This window comes from Gordonia alkaliphila (assembly GCF_023017165.1).
In the GTDB taxonomy this organism is placed as follows: domain Bacteria; phylum Actinomycetota; class Actinomycetes; order Mycobacteriales; family Mycobacteriaceae; genus Gordonia; species Gordonia alkaliphila.
On sequence record NZ_JALKBW010000001.1, the window covers coordinates 2,535,756 to 2,552,576 of the forward strand.

The following is a 16,821-nucleotide window of genomic DNA, read 5'->3' on the forward strand; positions in this document are numbered from 1 at the left end:
ACCAAGGACACACTTACCGGGCAGTCAACCGATCGGTAGGGGTGTTATGGGGGTTCGGCGATCAATTCGCCCGGACGCAGTCCGAGGGCCTGCTCGGCGTACCGCCGCACCACGGGGAGCACATCGCCGAGGGCCGTAGCGAAGTCGGCGCGGGCGAGGCCGCGCACCGCGGCGGGCCCTTCGGGGACGCCGGACACGCCGACGAGCGCGACCAGTTCGCCGGTCGTCGGCTCGGCGACGGCCCAGACGCAACGAACGCTCTCGTCCGCAGCGCGGACGAGAGCGTCGTCGTCGTTGTCGGCCGTCCCGGCGACGTAACCGGCCGGGTCGGTCAGACCCAGGTCGGTCAACGCCGGGACATCGGAGAGACGGTCGTCGTGCCGCAGGGCGCGCAGATACCACGCACCCGCATTGATCTCGACGGCAGTCACTCGGCAGCGTTCGCGGCCTGCGCCGCGGACTACTTGATTTCCAGCAGGACGGTGCCCTGCGTGACGGCGGCACCGGCGTCGACGGCCAGGCCGGTCACGACGCCGTCCTTGTGCGCGGTCACCGGGTTCTCCATCTTCATGGCTTCCAGGATCACGACCAGATCGCCCTCGGCGACGGTGTCGCCCTCGGCGACGGCCACCTTGACGACGGTGCCCTGCATCGGTGCGGCCACGGCGTCACCGGAGACGGCCTTGCCGCCGCCCTTGGTGCGGGTGCGCGACTTCGGCTTGCGACGCAGGGCGCCGCCGTTGCCGTTGCCGCCGCCGGACAGGTTCAGGTCGCCCGGCAGGGACACCTCGACGCGCCGTCCGCCGACCTCGACGACCACTGCCTGCCGCGGCAGGGCCTCCTCGTCATCGGTGGCGGCGCCCAGGCCGCTGTAGGCCTCGATCGGGTTCTCCCAGTCGGTCTCGATCCACTTGGTGTAGACCTCGAACGATTCGCCGTCGCCGACGAAGGCGGGGTTCTCGACGATGTGGCGGTGGAACGGGATGACGGTCGCGAGGCCGTCGACCTCGAACTCCGCGAGGGCGCGGGCCGAACGCTCCAGCGCCTCCTGGCGGGTGGCGCCGGTGACGATCAGCTTGGCGAGCATGGAGTCGAACTGGCCGCCGATCACGTCGCCCTGACGGACGCCGGAGTCCACGCGCACGCCCGGGCCCGAGGGCTCGCGGTACACGGCGACGGGGCCGGGGGCGGGGAGGAAACCGCGGCCGGCGTCCTCGCCGTTGATGCGGAACTCGAAGGAGTGGCCGCGCGGGGCGGGGTCCTCGGTGAGCTCCAGCTCGCGGCCCTCGGCGATCAGGAACTGCTGGCGCACCAGGTCGATGCCCGCGGTCTCCTCGGTGACCGGGTGCTCCACCTGCAGGCGGGTGTTGACCTCGAGGAAGGAGACGGTGTCGCCCTGCACCAGGTACTCCACGGTGCCCGCGCCGTAGTAGCCGGCCTCGCGGCAGATGGCCTTGGCCGACTCGTGGATCATGGTGCGCTGCGCGTCGGTCAGGAACGGCGCGGGGGCCTCCTCGACGAGCTTCTGGAAACGGCGCTGCAGCGAGCAGTCGCGGGTGCCGGCGACGATGACGTTGCCGTGCTGGTCGGCGATGACCTGCGCTTCGACGTGGCGGGCCTTGTCCAGGTACTGCTCCACGAAGCACTCGCCGCGGCCGAAAGCGGCCACGGCCTCGCGGGTGGCCGAGTCGAACAGCTCGGGGATCTCCTCGACGGTGTGGGCCACCTTCATGCCGCGACCGCCGCCGCCGAAGGCCGCCTTGATGGCGACCGGGACGCCGTGGGCCTTGGCGAACGCGACGACCTCGTCGGCGCCGGACACCGGGTCCTTGGTGCCCGCGGCCATCGGGGCGTCGGCGCGCTCGGCGATGTGGCGCGCGGTGACCTTGTCACCGAGGGCGCGGATCGCGGCGGGCGGCGGGCCGATCCAGGTGAGACCGGCCTCGATCACGGCCTGGGCGAAGTCGCCGTTCTCGGACAGGAAGCCGTAGCCGGGGTGGATGGCGTCGGCGCCCGAGCGCGCGGCGGCGTCGAGGATCTTGTCGAAGACGAGGTACGACTCGGCCGAGGTCTGGCCGCCGAGTGCGAAGGCCTCGTCGGCCAGCTCGACGAACATTGCGCCGGCGTCGGGCTCGGCGTAGACGGCGACGCTGGCGATGCCCGCATCTCGTGCCGCACGGATCACACGGACCGCGATCTCACCGCGGTTGGCGATGAGTACCTTCTTGATGGTCTTCTGGGGGATCTCGGTGTTGGGCACTGGCTCTCCTGGCTGCGGTGCACCCCGGCCGGCGGGCCCGCGGTGACGGGCCGTTGTCCGGAGAACAACTGATTCTCTGTGTGGGAAGCTCGTTGTGGCGAACTCGTTATGGGTACTGCTGTGCGTCGTCGCAGTGCGCTGGGCGCGGGCGGACGATCGCCACGACGTACCTCACTCTAGGCGTCGCGGTCGGCCGTCCTCATACCAACCCGGCAAGAGTGGTCTCGGCGGGTCGCACAGGACACCCGTCGATATTTACCCGTCGCGCGCGATACTCGCGAGTAGGTCGGCGAAGTCGTCGACAAAACCCTGCAGAATCGCGTCCAGGCCGGGGTCGGCGGCCGGTGCCGGGAAGCGCGCGTGCATGCGCAGACCGCCCGGCGTGCGGTTGACCCAGAGGTAGAACTCGTCGTCGGCGTAGGCGTGCGAGCGCAGCGCCTGGGCGGCGCCCTCGTCGGCTGCCGCGGCCCCCGGGACCGCGCGCGTGTCCATGAACGAGACGACGAACTTGGGCTCGGGCGTGAAGCCGAGAATCTCCGCCAGACGCAGCAGCGGCAGCGCCGCGCCCTCCTTGGCGTGATCGAGGGACACCATGATCCGCTCGAGCGCGGTGGGGAAGTCCGGATCGTCGGAGACGTCGATGGTGACCGGAGCGAGCGCGACGAACCAGCCGAGGGCGCCGTGGAACCGCGCATGGTTGCGCGTGTGCCGCGGCATCAGGGTGGCGAACCGGTCGACGCCGCTGTGCGCGCGGTAGACCTGCGCGGCGGCGGCCAGGATGCCGCCGACCAGGGAGCCGCCGAGGTCGGTGCACCGGCGGGCGAGGGCTTCGGCGGCGTCGTCGTCGAGCAGGCGCTGCGTGCGGGAGCGCTGCGCCGGGGTGCTCGGATCAGCGGGGTCGCTCGGGAGTCCGTCGGCCGCGGGCACCACCGCGAACGGGGGCAACTCGGGCCGGCCGGCCAGGAACTCCTGCCACGCGGCGACCGCGGTGTGCCGATCGTCGGCGGCATCGGCCTCGGTGCGCTCGGCGCCGGAGAAGTCGATGTAGCTGCCCGTCGGTGGCAGGTGCGGCGCGCGCCGGGCCACCGCCGCGGCGTACAGCTCCCGCAGCTCGTATTGGGCGTTGATCAGCGAGTAGCCGTCGACCAGCGAGTGGTCGGCGGCGAAGAGCAGCGTGAAACTGTGGGCGCGGGCGACGGTCGCGAACCGGTAGGCCGGCCAGTGCAGCGGGGTGGTGGCCCGGTCGAAGGAGCCGCCGATCTGCTCCATCAGGAGCTCGGCCCGCTGATACCAGCCGATGCGCGTCATCCGCAGGTGCACGGTGCCGGGGTCGGTGGTGTACCGCGCGGTGTCCTCGCCGACCAGGGTCACGTGGGTGCGCAGTACCTCGTGCCGGTTGATCCACCCGAGGATGGCGGTCCGGATCGCCGCGAGGGAGATCTGCTCGTCGAACTCCACCGCCAGGCCGAGCCAGGCCTCCCGCCCGCCCTCGCGCTGCGTGCGCAGCCGATAGTCGTGGGCCGCGCGCAGATGCTGCTCGTGATTGTGCGACGTGCCGCGCGGATCCCGGTGCCAGCTGCCGAGCCCGCCGGGGACGGCCGGGATCCATTCGGCGAGCCCGCCGGGACGCACCTTCGCGTCCAGAAACTGCGTGAATTCCATTGCGGCGGAACGGCTTCGGGCGGCCGGCTAGGAGGGTGCCGCGGTCTGCTCGGCGACCTGGCGCTGGATGCGCACCAGCATGCCGGTCATCCCGCGCAGGCGCAGCGGCGAGATCACCGAGCCCAGGTGCAGCGCGTTGGCGAAGTCCACCGGCACGGCGGCGATCTCCGCCGCCGAGGCACCGTCGAGCCCGGCGTGCAGGATCGACGCGAAGCCGCGGGTGGTCGGCGCCTCACGCGGCGCGCTGAAGTACAGCCGCACCGCCGCCGGATCGGACGCGTCCACCGACAGGAAGATCGGCGACTGGCATTCCGGCACCGGCTCCATGGACTCGGCGTGCAGATGCTCGGGCAGGTCCGGCAGATCGTTGGCGAACTCCAGCAGCAGCGTGATGCGATCCGGCTGGCCGAGGTCGCCGAAGTCGTCGACGATCTCGGCGAGGGCGGGGGTGAGGCTCATCGGCGGTGCGCTAGCCCTCGAGCGAACCGGGCTCGGCGCCCATGACGATGGGTGCGCGCACCGCGTTGCCCCACTCGGTCCACGAACCGTCGTAGTTGCGGACCGCCTCGAAACCCAGCAGGTAGGTCAGCACGAACCAGGTGTGGCTCGAGCGCTCCCCGATGCGGCAGTAGGCGATGGTCGGCGTCGCCGGATCGAAGTCGGCGTAGATCTCGTCGAGCTCGGGGCGGCTGCGGAAGCGGCCGTCCGGGGCGGCGGCACGCGCCCACGGGATGGACACCGCGGTGGGGATGTGGCCGCCGCGCAGCGCGCCCTCCTCCGGGTAGTCCGGCATGTGGGTGCGCTCGCCGGTGTACTCCTCCGGGGAGCGGACGTCGATCAGCGGCTCGCTGCCGAGCGCGGCGCGGACCTCGTCGGCGAAGGCGCGGATCACGGTGTCGTCGCGCTCGATCACCGGGTAGTCGCTGCGCGGGTATTCGGGCACGTCGAAGGAGGTCTCGCGCTGCTCGTCCATCCACGCGGTGCGGCCGCCGTCGAGCAGGCGCACGTCCTCGTGGCCGAACAGGGTGAAGACCCACATCGCGTACGCGGCCCACCAGTTGTTCTTGTCGCCGTAGACCACGATGGTGTCGGTGCGCTCGATGCCCTTGCTGCGCATCAGCTCGGCGAAGGCCTCGCCGTCGATGTAATCGCGGGTCACCGGGTTGTTCAGGTGCAGGTGCCAGTCCACCTTCTGCGCCGTCGGAATGTGTCCGATGTCGTAGAGCAGCACGTCCTCGTCGGACTCGATGATCTTGAGGCCGGGGGCGCCCAGGTGCGCGGACAGCCACTCGGTGCTGACCAGGCGCTCCGGATGGGCGAAGGCGCCGAACGACGGGTTCGGATCGAATTCCACTGTCACGTTCTACTCCTGATCGGCGCTGCCAATCCGCCGCATGCGGATTGCTCTCGCGCTCAAGCATACGACCGCCGGCCGGCGGCGCATTCGGTGGCGGTCGCCTGCGGCGCGCCGCGCGGCTACGCCCACAGATCGGTGACGTCGATGCCCACCTCGGTGAGCAGATCGCGCGTCAGCGGCAGACTGATGCCGATGACCGACGACGGATCTCCGTCGATACCGTCGAGCAGCCATCCGCCGCGGCCGTCGAGCGTGAACGCGCCGGCCACCTGCAGCGGTTCGCCGGTGGCCACGTAGCGCTCGATGGTGCGGTCCGAGACGTTCGAGAAGGTGATCTCGGTGGCCCTGGTCGCGGCGGCCTCGGCGACCACCGCTCCGCCGCGCAGGCGGGTGACGGCGTGGCCGGTCAGCAGGTGTCCGGTCGTCCCGCGCATCCGACGCCACCGCTCGACGGCGACCTCGGCGGTCAGGGGTTTGCCCGCCAACTCGCCGTCGATCAGCAGCATGGAGTCGCAGGTCAACACCACACCGTCGGCGGCCACCTCGGCGATCTCGCCGTCGGCCGAACCGAGGATGCGTGGCAGCAGCGCCGCCGCCTTGGCCCGCGCCAACTCCGTGACGATCTCGGTCGGCGTCGCACCGTCGGCCCGCAGGCCCTCGACGAGGGCGTCCTCGTCGAGGTCGGCCACCAGCACCAGCGGTGCCAACCCGGCGTCGAGCAGGACGCGCCGCCGGGCCGGCGAGGCGGACCCCAGCAGGACCCGCGTCATCTCAGAAACCGTGCAGGTAGCTGGTCGGCATGCCCCACGAGGGCCGGTGCAGATCGGTGGGGGCGCCCCACTGATCGTTGATCGCCGGGCCAGCCGGAGCCGACGAACCGGCGGCCGCCGACAGCACGACGACCAGCGCGGCCAGTTCCTCGTCGCTCGGGTCGCCCTTCACGACGGACAGGAACGGCTCGGTCGGCTTCGTCTCTGCAGTCACGTCTTCGACACCCTTCTCGCTCGCTGCGCTCACAGGGGGATGTTCCCGTGCTTCTTGGGCGGCAACTGCACGTACTTGCGCTCCAGCAGGCGCAGCGCGTTCGCGATCTGGCCGCGGGTGTGGCTGGGCGGGATCACCGCGTCGACGTAACCGCGTTCGGCGGCCACGTACGGGTTCACCAGGGTGTCCTCGTACTCCTGCTGGAGTTCCAGGCGCAGCGCGTCGACGTCGGTGCCGTTGGCCTCGGCCTCCTTGAGCTGGCCGCGGTAGACGAAGCCCACCGCGCCCGAGGCGCCCATCACCGCGATCTGCGCGGTCGGCCACGCCAGGTTCACGTCGGCGCCCATGTGCTTGGAGCCCATCACATCGTATGCGCCGCCGTAGGCCTTGCGGGTGATGACGGTGATCTTGCCGACGGTGGCCTCGCCGTACGCGTACAGCAGCTTGGCGCCGCGGCGAATGATGCCGTTGTACTCCTGGTCGGTGCCCGGCAGGAAGCCCGGGACGTCGACCAGGGTGATGATCGGGACGTTGAAGGCGTCGCAGGTCCGCACGAAGCGGGCGGCCTTCTCCGAGGCGTCGATGTCCAGGCAGCCGGCGAACTGGGTCGGCTGGTTGGCGACGATGCCGACGCTGCGGCCGTCGACGCGACCGAAGCCGACGATGATGTTCATCGCGCGCTCGGCCTGCACCTCGAGGAACTCGTCGTCGTCGAGCAGACGGCGGATCACCTCGTGCATGTCGTACGGCTGGTTCGGGGAGTCCGGGATCAGCGTGTCCAGCTCGAGGTCTTCCTCGGTGAGGTTGTCCTCGATGGAGCCGACGCGGTCCGGCGCAGGCAGGCGCGGGGCCTCGGCGCGGTTGTTGCTCGGCAGGTAGCTGAGCAGTTCCTTGACGTACTCCAGGGCGTCCATCTCGTCGTCGGCGACGTAGTGGGCCACGCCCGAGCGGGTCATGTGGGTGTGGGCGCCGCCCAGATCCTCCATGGTGACGTCCTCGCCGGTGACCGTCTTGATCACGTCGGGGCCGGTCACGAACATCTGGCTGGTCTTGTCCACCATCACCGTGAAGTCGGTGAGCGCGGGGGAGTAGACGTGGCCGCCGGCGGCGGGGCCCATGATCAGCGAGATCTGCGGGATCACACCGGACGCGCGGACGTTGCGGTGGAAGATCTCACCGTACAGACCGAGCGAGACCACGCCCTCCTGGATGCGGGCGCCCGCGCCCTCGTTGATGCCGATCAGCGGGCGACCGGTCTTCACCGCGAGATCCATGACCTTCACGATCTTCTCGCCGTAGACCTCGCCGAGGCTGCCGCCGAAGACGGTGACGTCCTGGCTGAAGACGCAGACCTCGCGGCCGTCGACGGTGCCGTAGCCGACGACGACGCCGTCGCCGACCGGGCGCTTGTCGGCCAGACCGAAGTTGGTGGCGCGGTGGCGGGCCAGTGCGTCGAGTTCCACGAAGGAGCCCTCGTCGAGCAGGTTGATGATGCGTTCGCGGGCGGTCATCTTGCCCTTGGCATGCACCTTCTCGACGGCGGCCTCGCCGGCGGGATGCTCGGCGTCGGCCAGCCGATTGCGGAGATCGGCCAGCTTGCCGGCCGTGGTGTGGATGTCGGGAGCGGCGGCGTCGTCGCGGCGAGCAGTGGTCATGGGATCTCATGCTAACGAGAGTCGGGCCGCGAGTGTGAACCGCCACAGGTACTGGCCAGTAGAAATGGGCGTCGCATCCGGTGCGCGCACCCGCGAGATTAGGCTCGACGTCGTGAACTCTCCCGTGCTGCCCGACCCCGTCGCCCTCGCCGCCGCGTTGACCGATACCCGTTGGCGGGAGGTCGCGGTGGTCGCCGCGACCGGTTCGACCAACGCCGACCTCGTGGCCCGGGCCGGCGAGGGGGACGCCGCGGTGGACGGCGCGGTGCTGATCGCCGGTGAGCAGACCGCGGGCCGCGGCCGGTACGCGCGGGTGTGGCAGACCCCGCCCGGACAGCTGGCGGTGTCCGCGGCGCTGCGGGTGGAGGCCGAGCAGACGCCCGCGGTGGGGTGGCTGTCGTTGCTGACCGGGCTGGCCGTGCGCGAGGCGGTCGTCGAGGTGACCGGCGTCGCGGTGGACCTCAAATGGCCCAACGACGTCCTGGTGCCCGCCGACGGACGAAAGCTCTCTGGCATCCTGTGCGAATTCGTGCCGTCGCCGAGCGGTGGCGGGGTGGCCGTGATCGGCACCGGGCTCAATCTGGATCTGACGCAGGCGCAGCCGCGGCTGGAGACCGCCGCCTGCCTGCGGGAGCTCACGGGCGGCGCGGTGGATCCCACCGCGCTGGCCGCCGCGTACCTGCGGGCCCTGTCCGGACTGCTGGATCGGTGGCCCGCCGAGCTGCCCGCGCTGGCCGAGCGGTACCGCCGCGCCTCCGCGACGTTGGGCAAACGGGTGCGCCTGATCCTGCCCGGCGACACCGAGGTGGTCGGGACCGCCGTCGACGTCGACGACGAAGGGCGCATCGTGGTGGACGGGGTGGACGGGGAGAAGGGGGAGAACGGCCGCGTGGCGGCCTCGGCCGGCGACGTGACGCACCTGCGCCTCACCTGACCGGGCGGGACAGGTCCGGTCCGGGGCGTTCGCGCCCCGGACTCAGTGACGCTGTTTGCTGCGGTTGCCCATCGTCGGGATCAGGGACAGCACCGGCAGGCCGATGCACACGTGCAGCACGCCGGTCGCGAGGCCGCGCCAGATGTCGCCGTCGGCGGCCAGCGGGACCACGAACGCCGCGATGATCAGCAATCCGACGATCCAGCGGTAGAAGCTGTCCGGCGTCGGGGTGACCAGCTGCAGCAGGTACCAGAGGGCGCCGCCGACGAGGGCGGTGATGAAGCCGGCGAGTGCGAACCAGTACTCGCCGCCCGGCTCCAAGGGATTCCAGGCGCCAAACTGGCCGGTCGCGGTCACCGCGCGGGCGATGAGTCCGATGATCCAGGCGACCAGCCACGCGGCCAGACCGGTCACCACACCGGTCATGAAGACGCCGCCGGCGAACAGCAGGGGATCGACGTCGGGGCGGCGGCTCGGGCGCTGCGGCGCGGGCTGACTCGACTGGGGGTAGCCCGACTGGGTGTAGCCGGACTGGGTCTGGCCGGACTGGGTGGGCGGATAGTTCGGGTATCCGCCCGGGTCGGCGCTGTACGCGCGGGTCGACGGCGACTGCCTGCGGGGGTCACGCGGATCGGAGTAGGTCATCTGGTCCCTGCCTGTGGTCTGCGGTGGTGCCGCTCGCGGGCGGCGCGGACTCCTGGCTCAAGTGTAACGGCGGCGCTGCGTCGGCCGCCGACTACGCTGTGGCCTATGGCATACCCGCGGGACAATCTGGCCCCCGACGAGGTCGTGGTGGTGCACCGGCATCCGCACTGGAAGTCGTTGGTGCCCCCGATTCTGCTGTTCTGGTTGATCACCGCCGTGTGCGGGCTGGGTCTGGGCCTGCTGTGGGGTTCGCAGGACTCCGAGGCGACACAGACCTGGGGGACGGTGGCGATCGCGGTGGTGTGGGGGCTGTGCACCGTCTGGTGGCTGATCCGCCCCCTGCTGACCTGGCGCTTCACCCATTTCGTGGTGACCGATCGGCGGGTGATCTACCGGACCGGCATCCTGACCCGCTCGGGCATCGACATTCCGATCAGCCGGATCAACACCGTCGAGTTCGAGCACGGCCTGATCGATCGTCTGCTGCGCACCGGCTCGCTGCAGATCCAGTCGGCCTCCGAGGATCCGCTGACCTTCGCCGACATTCCGCGCGTCGAAGCGGTGCACGCCCTGCTCTACGAGCAACTGCTCGACGATCCCGACGACGACTGGGGGCGACGGTGACCGGCGGCCGCGCGATACTGCTCGGCGAGGACGATCCGGCGATCGCGCAGCCGCTGGCCCGTGCCCTCAAACGCGAGGGCAACGACTGCACGGTGGTCGAGTCCGGCCCGGCCGCGCTGGCCGCCGCCGTGTCCGGCGCGTACGCGCTGGTGATCCTGGATCTCGGGCTGCCGGGCATGGACGGGCTGGAGGTGTGCCGACGAATCCGCGTCGAACGACCGCAGTTGGCCGTGTTGATGCTGACCGCGCGCACCGACGAAGTGGACTTCGTGGTGGGCCTGGACGCGGGCGCCGACGACTACGTCGGCAAACCCTTCCGACTGGCCGAACTGCTGGCTCGGGTGCGGGCGCTGCTGCGGCGCAGCGCTGGCGCCGACGATGTGGTCCTCGACAGTGGTGACCTCCAGCTCGACGCGCGGGCGCGGCGGGTGGTGATGGACGGCCGCGAACTGACGCTCGCCAACCGCGAATTCGACCTGCTGCGCTGTCTGATGGAGACGCCCGGGCAGGTCCGGACCCGCGACGAGATCATGACCGAGGTCTGGGGTTCGACGGACCTGCGGTCGTCCAAGACGCTCGACATGCACATCTCGTGGGTGCGCAGAAAGCTCGGCGACGACCAGCCGGGCCGACGCAAGCACATCGCGACGGTGCGCGGCGTCGGCTTCCGATTCGACCCGTAGCGCATGCGTCGTCGTCTGCTTCGGGCCATGATCGCCACCATGCTGGCGCTGGCGGTGCTACTCGGCGTGCCGCTGACCACGCTGACGTGGACCGGGATCTCGTTGGCCGCCCACGAGGACCTGGCCGACCGGCTCAAGAGGATCTCCGAGTACGTGCTGACCGAGGAGACCGCGGGTCGGTTGAGCGGACCGGAGGCGCTGGACCTGGACGACTTCCGTCTGTTGGTGCCCGGCAACGGCACGCTGGTGCTGCTCGGCCCCTCCGGGGTGGAGCAGGTGGGCCAACCGGCCGCCGAGCACGAGCTGTCCGAATCGGTGAATCTGGGACCGGGCTACGTGTTGACGCTGTCCATCCCGCGCAACGACGTGCGGTCGCGGCAATGGATCGCGGTGGCGGTGGTGGTGGTGGTGATCCTCGCGATGCTCGCCGTGGGCGTTCTGGTCGCCGTCGTCACGGTGCGACGGATGACGCAACCGCTGGAACAGGTGGCCACCCGCGCCTCGGCGATGGCGCGCGGCGACCTGAGTTCGCCCTGGCCGTACTACGGGATCGACGAACTGGACCGCGTGACCACCGCGCTGTCGGAAGCGAACACCGCGGTGGTGCGTCGCCTGGAACAGGAGGGGCAGGTGATCGGCGATGCCTCCCACCAGCTGCGCAGCCGTCTCACCGCGATTCACCTGCATCTGGACGAGCTGACCCTGCACCCGGATCCGGAGGTGGTCAGCGAGGCCGCCGAGACGGTGGCCCTGGTGGAGAAGCTGACCGCTGAGCTCGACGAGTTCGTCGCCGCCTCACGCTCGACGGGCGGCGAGCGCGCGCTGGTGGACGTGCCCGAGCTGCTTTACGCCCTGGCGGGCGACCACGACGCGATGTTCAGCGCGGAGGGCCGACGGATCGCCGTCGAGGTCGACGGCACGCCGTCGCCGGTGCACGGCGGGCCGGGTCGTCTGCGCGAGGCTCTCAGCGCGTTGCTCGACAATTCGCTCCGCCACGGCGACGGCACCGTCACCCTGCGCGTGGAGGAGTTGGAGTCCGCGGAGGTGGTGCGTATCGCGGTGTCCGACGAGGGGGTGGGCGTGCCCGACGAGTTGGCGCCGGAGGTCTTCCGGCGCGGCTTCTCCGGTGGATCCAGCAGCGGCGTCGGACTGTCGCTGGCGCGGGCGCTCGTCGAGGCCGACGGCGGCCGACTGGACTTGGCGGCACGACGGCCAGCGGTGTTCACGATCGTGCTGCCGACCGGGCCGAGCGGCTCGGGCGGGCCCGGCGGGGGCCTGGTGTCGCCCGAATTCAGGCGTGGCCCAGTTCCTCATCGGTGAGTTCTTCGGGCGTGGGATCGAGGTCGGTGGAACCGCCCTGGCCGCCGGGCAGCTGCTGCTCGGGGAACGCGAAGCGGCGCAGCGCCCAGAAACGGAAGGCCATCTGCAGCAGATTGCCCAGGATGAAGGCGAGCACGAAGTCGACCACCGCCAACTCCACGGCGCCGAGGTTGTGGCGCATGTCGAAGACGTTGTTGCCCAGCCACAGCGGTGCGGCGGCCAGCACCACGCCGATGCCGCTGATCGCGAAGAACAGCAGGGCCTCGTGGTGTCGGGCGCGTCCGCCGCGGTTCTTGAACGCCCATTCGGCGTTGAGGATGTAGCTCAGAATGGTGGCGATCACGCCGGAGATGATCTTCGCGACCACCGGCTTCTCTTCGAGGACGGTGAAGATCAGGCCGTAGTAGATGGCCATGTCCACCACGAAGGTGGTGCCGCCCACGATGGCGAACTTGATGAACTCGGAGTATCGCAGTGCCAAGCGATGCAGGGGGTCGGGCAGCAGGGAGGCAAGCCCGTCGATGGATGGCACAAAGAGTCATTGTAGGGCTCCCGCGGTGCGGGCCGGAATCGTCGGCCCGGTTTGTGAGCCATTCGGTCCCGGGTACCGGGCCGAATCCGTCCGGTGCCCGGGGCCTCGTTGTGCCGATCGGGCGCCGATCGTGCCAGGATTGGCACCGTGAGTACGCCTTCTCCTTCCTCCCGCGCTGCTTCCCCCCGTGCTGCATCCTCCGGGGGCGGTCTGCCGACGGTCACCATGATCGGCGGCGGACAGCTGGCCCGCATGACCCACCAGTCCGCGATCGCGCTGGGCCAGTGCCTGCGCGTGCTCGCCGGGTCGGCGAGCGAGCCGGCCGCGGCGGTGAGCCCGGACGTGGTCCTCGGATCGCACGACGACCTCGACGACCTGTTGCGCGCGGCCGAGGGCGCGGTGGCGCTGACTTTCGATCACGAGGGCGTGCCCGTGGACCATCTGCGGGCGCTGGAGGCGCGCGGCGTGGTGGTCCGGCCGCCGTCCGCGGCCCTGCAGTACGCGCAGGACAAAATGCTCATGCGTGAGCGGCTCGCGAAGCTGGGGCTGCCGGTGCCCGCGTTCGTCGACCTGTCCGGTGACGTCGCCGCGGCCCGCGCCGCGCTGATCGAGTTCGGCGCCGCCCAGGACTGGCAGATCGTGCTGAAGGCGGTGCGCGGCGGGTACGACGGCCGCGGCGTCTGGCTGATCGACGGCGACGAGGCCGCCGCGTTGGCGGCCTTCGACGCCGCTGCGGGCGGCGACACCGTGCTGATGGCCGAGCAGAAGGTGCCGATGGCGCGCGAGCTCTCGGCCATGATCGCCCGGTCCCCGCACGGCCAGGGCGCGGCCTGGCCGGTGGTGGAGACCATCCAGCGCAAGGGCCAGTGCGCCGTCGTGCTGGCGCCTGCGCCCGGATTGGACCCCGAGACCGCCCAGCGCGCCCAGCAGATGGCGCTGGCGCTGGCCGACGAACTCGGCGTGGTCGGCAACATGGCGATGGAGCTGTTCGAGACCGTCGACGGCGACCTCGTCGTCAACGAGCTGGCGATGCGCCCGCACAACAGCGGCCACTGGACCATGGACGGCGCCGTCACGTCGCAGTTCGAGCAGCACCTGCGCGCGGTCCTCGACTACCCGCTCGGGGCCACCGCCGCCACGTCCGACGTCGTGGTGATGGCGAACATCCTCGGCGCCGAGCAGGCGCCGACGATGTCGATGGACGAGCGCCTGCACCACCTGATGGCACGGATGCCCGAGGCCAAGGTGCACCTGTACGGCAAGGACGAGCGGCCCGACCGCAAGGTGGGCCACCTCAACATCGTCGGCCGACCGGGCCAGAGCCTCGACGATGTCCGCGAGCGCGCCGAGCGTGCCGCACACTGGATGAGCCACGGCGTCTGGACCGACGGCTGGGATCCCCACGAAGGAGAGAACTGACATGGCTGAAACCCCGGCAGGCCCCCCGGCCCCGCGCGTCGGACTGATCATGGGCAGCGACTCGGACTGGCCGGTGCTCAAGCCGGCCGCCGAGGCCCTCGCCGAATTCGGCGTGCCCTTCGAGGTCGGCGTGATGTCGGCGCACCGCACCCCGGGCCGCATGCTCGACTACGCGCAGACCGCCGCCGACCGCGGCGTACAGGTGATCATCGCGGGCGCCGGCGGCGCCGCGCACCTGCCCGGCATGGTGGCCGCGGCCACCCCGCTGCCGGTGATCGGCGTGCCGGTGCCGCTGAAGTACCTGGACGGCATGGATTCGCTCCTGTCGATCGTGCAGATGCCCTCCGGTGTGCCGGTCGCGACCGTGTCCATCGGCGGCGGCCGCAACGCCGGTCTGCTGGCGGTCCGCATCCTGGGCGCCACCGACGCGCGACTGCGCGCCGGGATGGCCGAGTTCCAGGCCGACCTGCAGGCCATCGTCCTGGAGAAGGACGAGAAGCTGCGTCGTTCGATCCTCGAAGACTGAGCATGCCGGGCGCGTCCGAGCGCGACGCGGCGCTGGAGGCCGCCTACGCGGTGGTGGCGGGTGAAACCTTCGACACCATCGCGGCCGTGCTGGACCGGTGCGACGATCGCACCGTCAACGCCGTCGTCGCGGAGGTGCCCGGCATGAATTCGGTGTTCGCGCTGGTGACGCACCTGGACGGCGTGATCGCCGACTGGGGCGGCAACCTGGTGGCCGGGGAGAAGATCCCGCGCGACCGGGCCGGAGAGTTCGCCGCGACCGGCACCGTCGAGCAGGCCCGCGCCCTGGTGGATCGGATGCGCGATCGGCTGCCGCGGTACGTTCACCGCGCTTTGGCCGACGGGATCGCCGACCGCTCGGCCATCGGCTCCACCCGCGCCGACGCCGCGGCCGCGACCGGAGAGTTCGTGATCCTGCATCTGCTTCGCGAACTCACCCAGCGCACCGGTCACCTGCAGATCTGCGCCGACCTCGTCGCCGGAGGAGAGGCCGCCGGCGCGAGGTGACCGGGGCCGGTCACCACTGAAAGGTGCCGGTGGCCCGGTTCGCGTCCACGCACACGACCACGTCGTCGCCGGCTTCCCAGGTGGCCTTGTTCGGGTAGGCGAAGTTCAGCGTCTTCTGCGGATTCGCCACACCCTGCAGGCGACTGCATTCGTCGACGGCGATGAAGTACATGTTCGGGAAGGCCGGGTAGGGGATGCCCGGGGTGGTGGCGCCGCCGCCGCGGCGGATCTCCGTTCGGAACGGCCCGGCCGCCAGCACCGGCGCGCTGTCGGGCGTGTCGCAGTCGACCACGGTCAGCGTCGAGACGCCCTGCATGCTGCCCGAGGCGAGCTCGGTGTTGAGGACGCAGTCGCCGACACGGACCTGGCCCAGCGGCGTCGGCCGGGGTGCTGCAGTGGTGCTGGTGGACGACGACGACGGCGCGGCGGCCTCGTCCGCCGTGCCACAGCCGACGACGAGCGTGAGAGCACCGACCACAACGGCGGTCGCGAGAGTCTTCATGCCACGAACCTAGCCGGGCCGGCTCAATCCGTCGGACCCCGGCCGCGGCGGCACCCTCACACAAAGGCGGCAGCCCGCCCCAGAGGCGGCAGTCGGGGCGGCCGCCTCTGGGGCCGCCTGCCGCGGATGGGTGGGACTGACGCCTGTGCGCAGGCGACGGAACGCGGCGGACGTGCGCCGACTAGGCGTTCGGGTTCAGATGTGCGACGACCTCGGCGGCCGACGCTGGCCGGGCGCCGCGCCAGCCGGTGCCCGCCCAGAGGTTGATCACCTGCGGATCGTCGGCCGCGGCCCGGCGCAGCGGCCCGGTCAGGGTGTTGACCTGCGGGTAGACCGGGGGTGCGACGTCGGTGAAGTCGCGGACGAAGTCGTTGACCAGCGCCCGGGCCAGCCGGCCGGAGTAGGCGCGGGTGGTGGCAGTGGCGGTGAAGCGCGGGTCGGCCAGCGCCGCCCGGTGCGCGGCCCGCGTGCCGGCCTCCGGGGTCGGCAGGAACAGGGTGCCGACCTGCGCGGCGACCGCCCCGGCCGCCAGGATCGCGCGGACGTCGTCGACCCCGCCGACCCCGCCCGCACCGATCACCGGTACGCCGAGACCGGCGACGGCCACGATCAGGTCGCCGACGCCGATCTCGCTGTCGTCGGCGAGGATCTCGAACGTGGACCGGTGCCCGCCGGCTTCGATGCCCTGCGCGCACAGCGCGGTACTGCCGGAGGCGACCGCGATGCGGGCCTCGTCAAGGGTGGTCACTGTGGTGACGGTGGCGATGTCGCGGTCGGCGAACGCGGCGTAGACCTTCGGTGCGGGAGCGCCGAACGTGAACGACACGGCGGCGACCCGCTCGTCGAGCAGGACGTCGACCTTGGCCGCGAACGCGTCGTCGGTATAGGCGGGGGCGGTCGGCAGCTCGGCGCCGAACATCCCGGCCAACGGCAGCAGGCGGGCGCGGTACTCGTCGAACGCGGCGGCATCGAACACGAGCTCCTCGGGGACGAAGAGATTCACCCCGAACGGCGCGTCGGTGGCGGCACGCACCGCGGCGATCTCGGCGCGCAGCGCGTCCGGCGACAGGTAGGCGCCCGCCAGGATGCCGAAGCCGCCCGCCGCGCTGATCGCGGCGGTCAGCGCCGGGGTGGACGGACCGCCCGCCATGGGCGCCCCGACGATCGGCACGGCGAGAGTGGACGGATCGAACATGGAAGGCTCCTCACTGT

19 protein-coding genes are annotated in these 16,821 nt (G+C 71.2%); 7 read left to right on the forward strand and 12 right to left on the reverse strand.

The genetic code is table 11. The features are described from left to right. Positions 1–44: 44 nt before the first annotated feature. The 8 genes from MUG78_RS11475 to MUG78_RS11510 form a co-directional block, all read right to left on the reverse strand. Positions 45–431, reverse strand: a complete 387-nt coding sequence (locus tag MUG78_RS11475) for a hypothetical protein (RefSeq protein ID WP_246994904.1) — start codon at positions 429–431, stop codon at positions 45–47. 29 nt (positions 432–460) lie between these two features. Then, positions 461–2,260 (reverse strand): acetyl/propionyl/methylcrotonyl-CoA carboxylase subunit alpha, encoded by a 1,800-nt coding sequence (locus MUG78_RS11480; protein WP_246994906.1) that lies wholly within the window; start codon positions 2,258–2,260, stop codon positions 461–463. A gap of 255 nt (positions 2,261–2,515) precedes the next feature. After that, on the reverse strand, positions 2,516–3,922 hold the full coding sequence (locus tag MUG78_RS11485; RefSeq protein ID WP_246994908.1) for a condensation domain-containing protein: 1,407 nt from the start codon (positions 3,920–3,922) through the stop codon (positions 2,516–2,518). Between the two features lie 27 nt (positions 3,923–3,949). Beyond that, positions 3,950–4,381 (reverse strand): SufE family protein, encoded by a 432-nt coding sequence (locus MUG78_RS11490; protein ID WP_246994910.1) that lies wholly within the window; start codon positions 4,379–4,381, stop codon positions 3,950–3,952. Positions 4,382–4,391: 10 nt separating this feature from the next. Then, a complete protein-coding gene (locus MUG78_RS11495; protein ID WP_246994912.1) occupies positions 4,392–5,282 on the reverse strand; it encodes a sulfurtransferase in 891 nt (296 codons plus the stop codon). A gap of 116 nt (positions 5,283–5,398) precedes the next feature. Further along, entirely contained in the window at positions 5,399–6,049 is a 651-nt protein-coding gene (locus MUG78_RS11500) for a Maf family protein (protein ID WP_246994914.1), read from the reverse strand. A gap of 1 nt (position 6,050) precedes the next feature. Beyond that, positions 6,051–6,263, reverse strand: a complete 213-nt coding sequence (locus MUG78_RS11505; RefSeq protein WP_246994917.1) for an acyl-CoA carboxylase subunit epsilon — start codon at positions 6,261–6,263, stop codon at positions 6,051–6,053. 29 nt (positions 6,264–6,292) lie between these two features. Continuing rightward, a complete protein-coding gene (locus tag MUG78_RS11510) occupies positions 6,293–7,918 on the reverse strand; it encodes an acyl-CoA carboxylase subunit beta (RefSeq protein WP_246994918.1) in 1,626 nt (541 codons plus the stop codon). Between the two features lie 112 nt (positions 7,919–8,030). Between MUG78_RS11510 and MUG78_RS11515 the strand changes: the two genes are divergently transcribed. Further along, complete coding sequence (locus tag MUG78_RS11515; protein ID WP_246994921.1) at positions 8,031–8,852, forward strand: biotin--[acetyl-CoA-carboxylase] ligase; 822 nt, start codon at positions 8,031–8,033, stop codon at positions 8,850–8,852. 42 nt (positions 8,853–8,894) lie between these two features. On the opposite strand, the gene MUG78_RS11520 is transcribed toward MUG78_RS11515, so the two are convergent. Then, positions 8,895–9,497 carry a DUF6069 family protein gene (locus tag MUG78_RS11520; RefSeq protein ID WP_246994923.1) on the reverse strand — a complete coding sequence of 201 codons (603 nt, stop codon included), beginning with the start codon at positions 9,495–9,497 and terminating at the stop codon, positions 8,895–8,897. A gap of 105 nt (positions 9,498–9,602) precedes the next feature. On the opposite strand from MUG78_RS11520, the gene MUG78_RS11525 reads away from it, so the two are divergent. Genes MUG78_RS11525 through MUG78_RS11535 form a run of 3 tightly spaced genes read left to right on the forward strand, consistent with a single transcriptional unit; the run spans position 9,603 to position 12,124 of the window. After that, positions 9,603–10,121: a PH domain-containing protein gene (locus MUG78_RS11525; RefSeq protein WP_246994925.1), complete on the forward strand. Its 519-nt coding sequence runs from the start codon at positions 9,603–9,605 to the stop codon at positions 10,119–10,121. Then, positions 10,118–10,804 carry a response regulator transcription factor gene (locus tag MUG78_RS11530; protein ID WP_246994927.1) on the forward strand — a complete coding sequence of 229 codons (687 nt, stop codon included), beginning with the start codon at positions 10,118–10,120 and terminating at the stop codon, positions 10,802–10,804. Before MUG78_RS11525 ends, MUG78_RS11530 begins: the two co-directional genes overlap by 4 nt. Positions 10,805–10,831: 27 nt before the next feature. Further along, positions 10,832–12,124, forward strand: coding sequence for an ATP-binding protein (locus MUG78_RS11535; RefSeq protein WP_246994929.1), 1,293 nt, complete (start codon positions 10,832–10,834; stop codon positions 12,122–12,124). Here MUG78_RS11535 and MUG78_RS11540 read toward each other — a convergent pair. Beyond that, positions 12,096–12,656, reverse strand: a complete 561-nt coding sequence (locus MUG78_RS11540; protein ID WP_246994931.1) for a GtrA family protein — start codon at positions 12,654–12,656, stop codon at positions 12,096–12,098. The genes MUG78_RS11535 and MUG78_RS11540 overlap by 29 nt on opposite strands. Before the next feature lie 210 nt (positions 12,657–12,866). On the opposite strand from MUG78_RS11540, the gene MUG78_RS11545 reads away from it, so the two are divergent. Genes MUG78_RS11545 through MUG78_RS11555 form a run of 3 tightly spaced genes read left to right on the forward strand, consistent with a single transcriptional unit; the run spans position 12,867 to position 15,107 of the window. Further along, positions 12,867–14,075, forward strand: coding sequence for a 5-(carboxyamino)imidazole ribonucleotide synthase (locus tag MUG78_RS11545; RefSeq protein ID WP_281500223.1), 1,209 nt, complete (start codon positions 12,867–12,869; stop codon positions 14,073–14,075). 1 nt (position 14,076) lies between these two features. After that, a complete protein-coding gene (gene purE, locus MUG78_RS11550) occupies positions 14,077–14,601 on the forward strand; it encodes a 5-(carboxyamino)imidazole ribonucleotide mutase (protein ID WP_246994935.1) in 525 nt (174 codons plus the stop codon). Between the two features lie 2 nt (positions 14,602–14,603). After that, a complete protein-coding gene (locus tag MUG78_RS11555; RefSeq protein WP_246994937.1) occupies positions 14,604–15,107 on the forward strand; it encodes a DinB family protein in 504 nt (167 codons plus the stop codon). Between the two features lie 10 nt (positions 15,108–15,117). Here the strand turns inward: MUG78_RS11555 and MUG78_RS11560 are convergent, their stop codons facing one another. Together MUG78_RS11560 and MUG78_RS11565 are read right to left on the reverse strand one after the other, a co-directional pair. Beyond that, positions 15,118–15,609, reverse strand: coding sequence for a hypothetical protein (locus tag MUG78_RS11560; protein WP_246994939.1), 492 nt, complete (start codon positions 15,607–15,609; stop codon positions 15,118–15,120). Between the two features lie 181 nt (positions 15,610–15,790). Then, complete coding sequence (locus MUG78_RS11565) at positions 15,791–16,804, reverse strand: nitronate monooxygenase (RefSeq protein ID WP_246994941.1); 1,014 nt, start codon at positions 16,802–16,804, stop codon at positions 15,791–15,793. Positions 16,805–16,821: the final 17 nt, after the last annotated feature.

Bases quoted from the DNA above. Each gene is read 5' to 3' on its own strand.
- MUG78_RS11525 (WP_246994925.1), top strand. From the start codon at position 9,603: ATGGCATACCCGCGGGACAATCTGGCCCCCGACGAGGTCGTGGTGGTG.
- MUG78_RS11535 (WP_246994929.1), top strand. From the start codon at position 10,832: ATGATCGCCACCATGCTGGCGCTGGCGGTGCTACTCGGCGTGCCGCTG.
- MUG78_RS11560 (WP_246994939.1), bottom strand. From the start codon at position 15,609: ATGAAGACTCTCGCGACCGCCGTTGTGGTCGGTGCTCTCACGCTCGTC.
- purE (WP_246994935.1), top strand. From the start codon at position 14,077: ATGGCTGAAACCCCGGCAGGCCCCCCGGCCCCGCGCGTCGGACTGATC.
- MUG78_RS11510 (WP_246994918.1), bottom strand. From the start codon at position 7,918: ATGACCACTGCTCGCCGCGACGACGCCGCCGCTCCCGACATCCACACC.
- MUG78_RS11490 (WP_246994910.1), bottom strand. From the start codon at position 4,381: ATGAGCCTCACCCCCGCCCTCGCCGAGATCGTCGACGACTTCGGCGAC.
- MUG78_RS11485 (WP_246994908.1), bottom strand. From the start codon at position 3,922: ATGGAATTCACGCAGTTTCTGGACGCGAAGGTGCGTCCCGGCGGGCTC.
- MUG78_RS11565 (WP_246994941.1), bottom strand. From the start codon at position 16,804: ATGTTCGATCCGTCCACTCTCGCCGTGCCGATCGTCGGGGCGCCCATG.
- MUG78_RS11500 (WP_246994914.1), bottom strand. From the start codon at position 6,049: ATGACGCGGGTCCTGCTGGGGTCCGCCTCGCCGGCCCGGCGGCGCGTC.
- MUG78_RS11555 (WP_246994937.1), top strand. From the start codon at position 14,604: ATGCCGGGCGCGTCCGAGCGCGACGCGGCGCTGGAGGCCGCCTACGCG.
- MUG78_RS11520 (WP_246994923.1), bottom strand. From the start codon at position 9,497: ATGACCTACTCCGATCCGCGTGACCCCCGCAGGCAGTCGCCGTCGACC.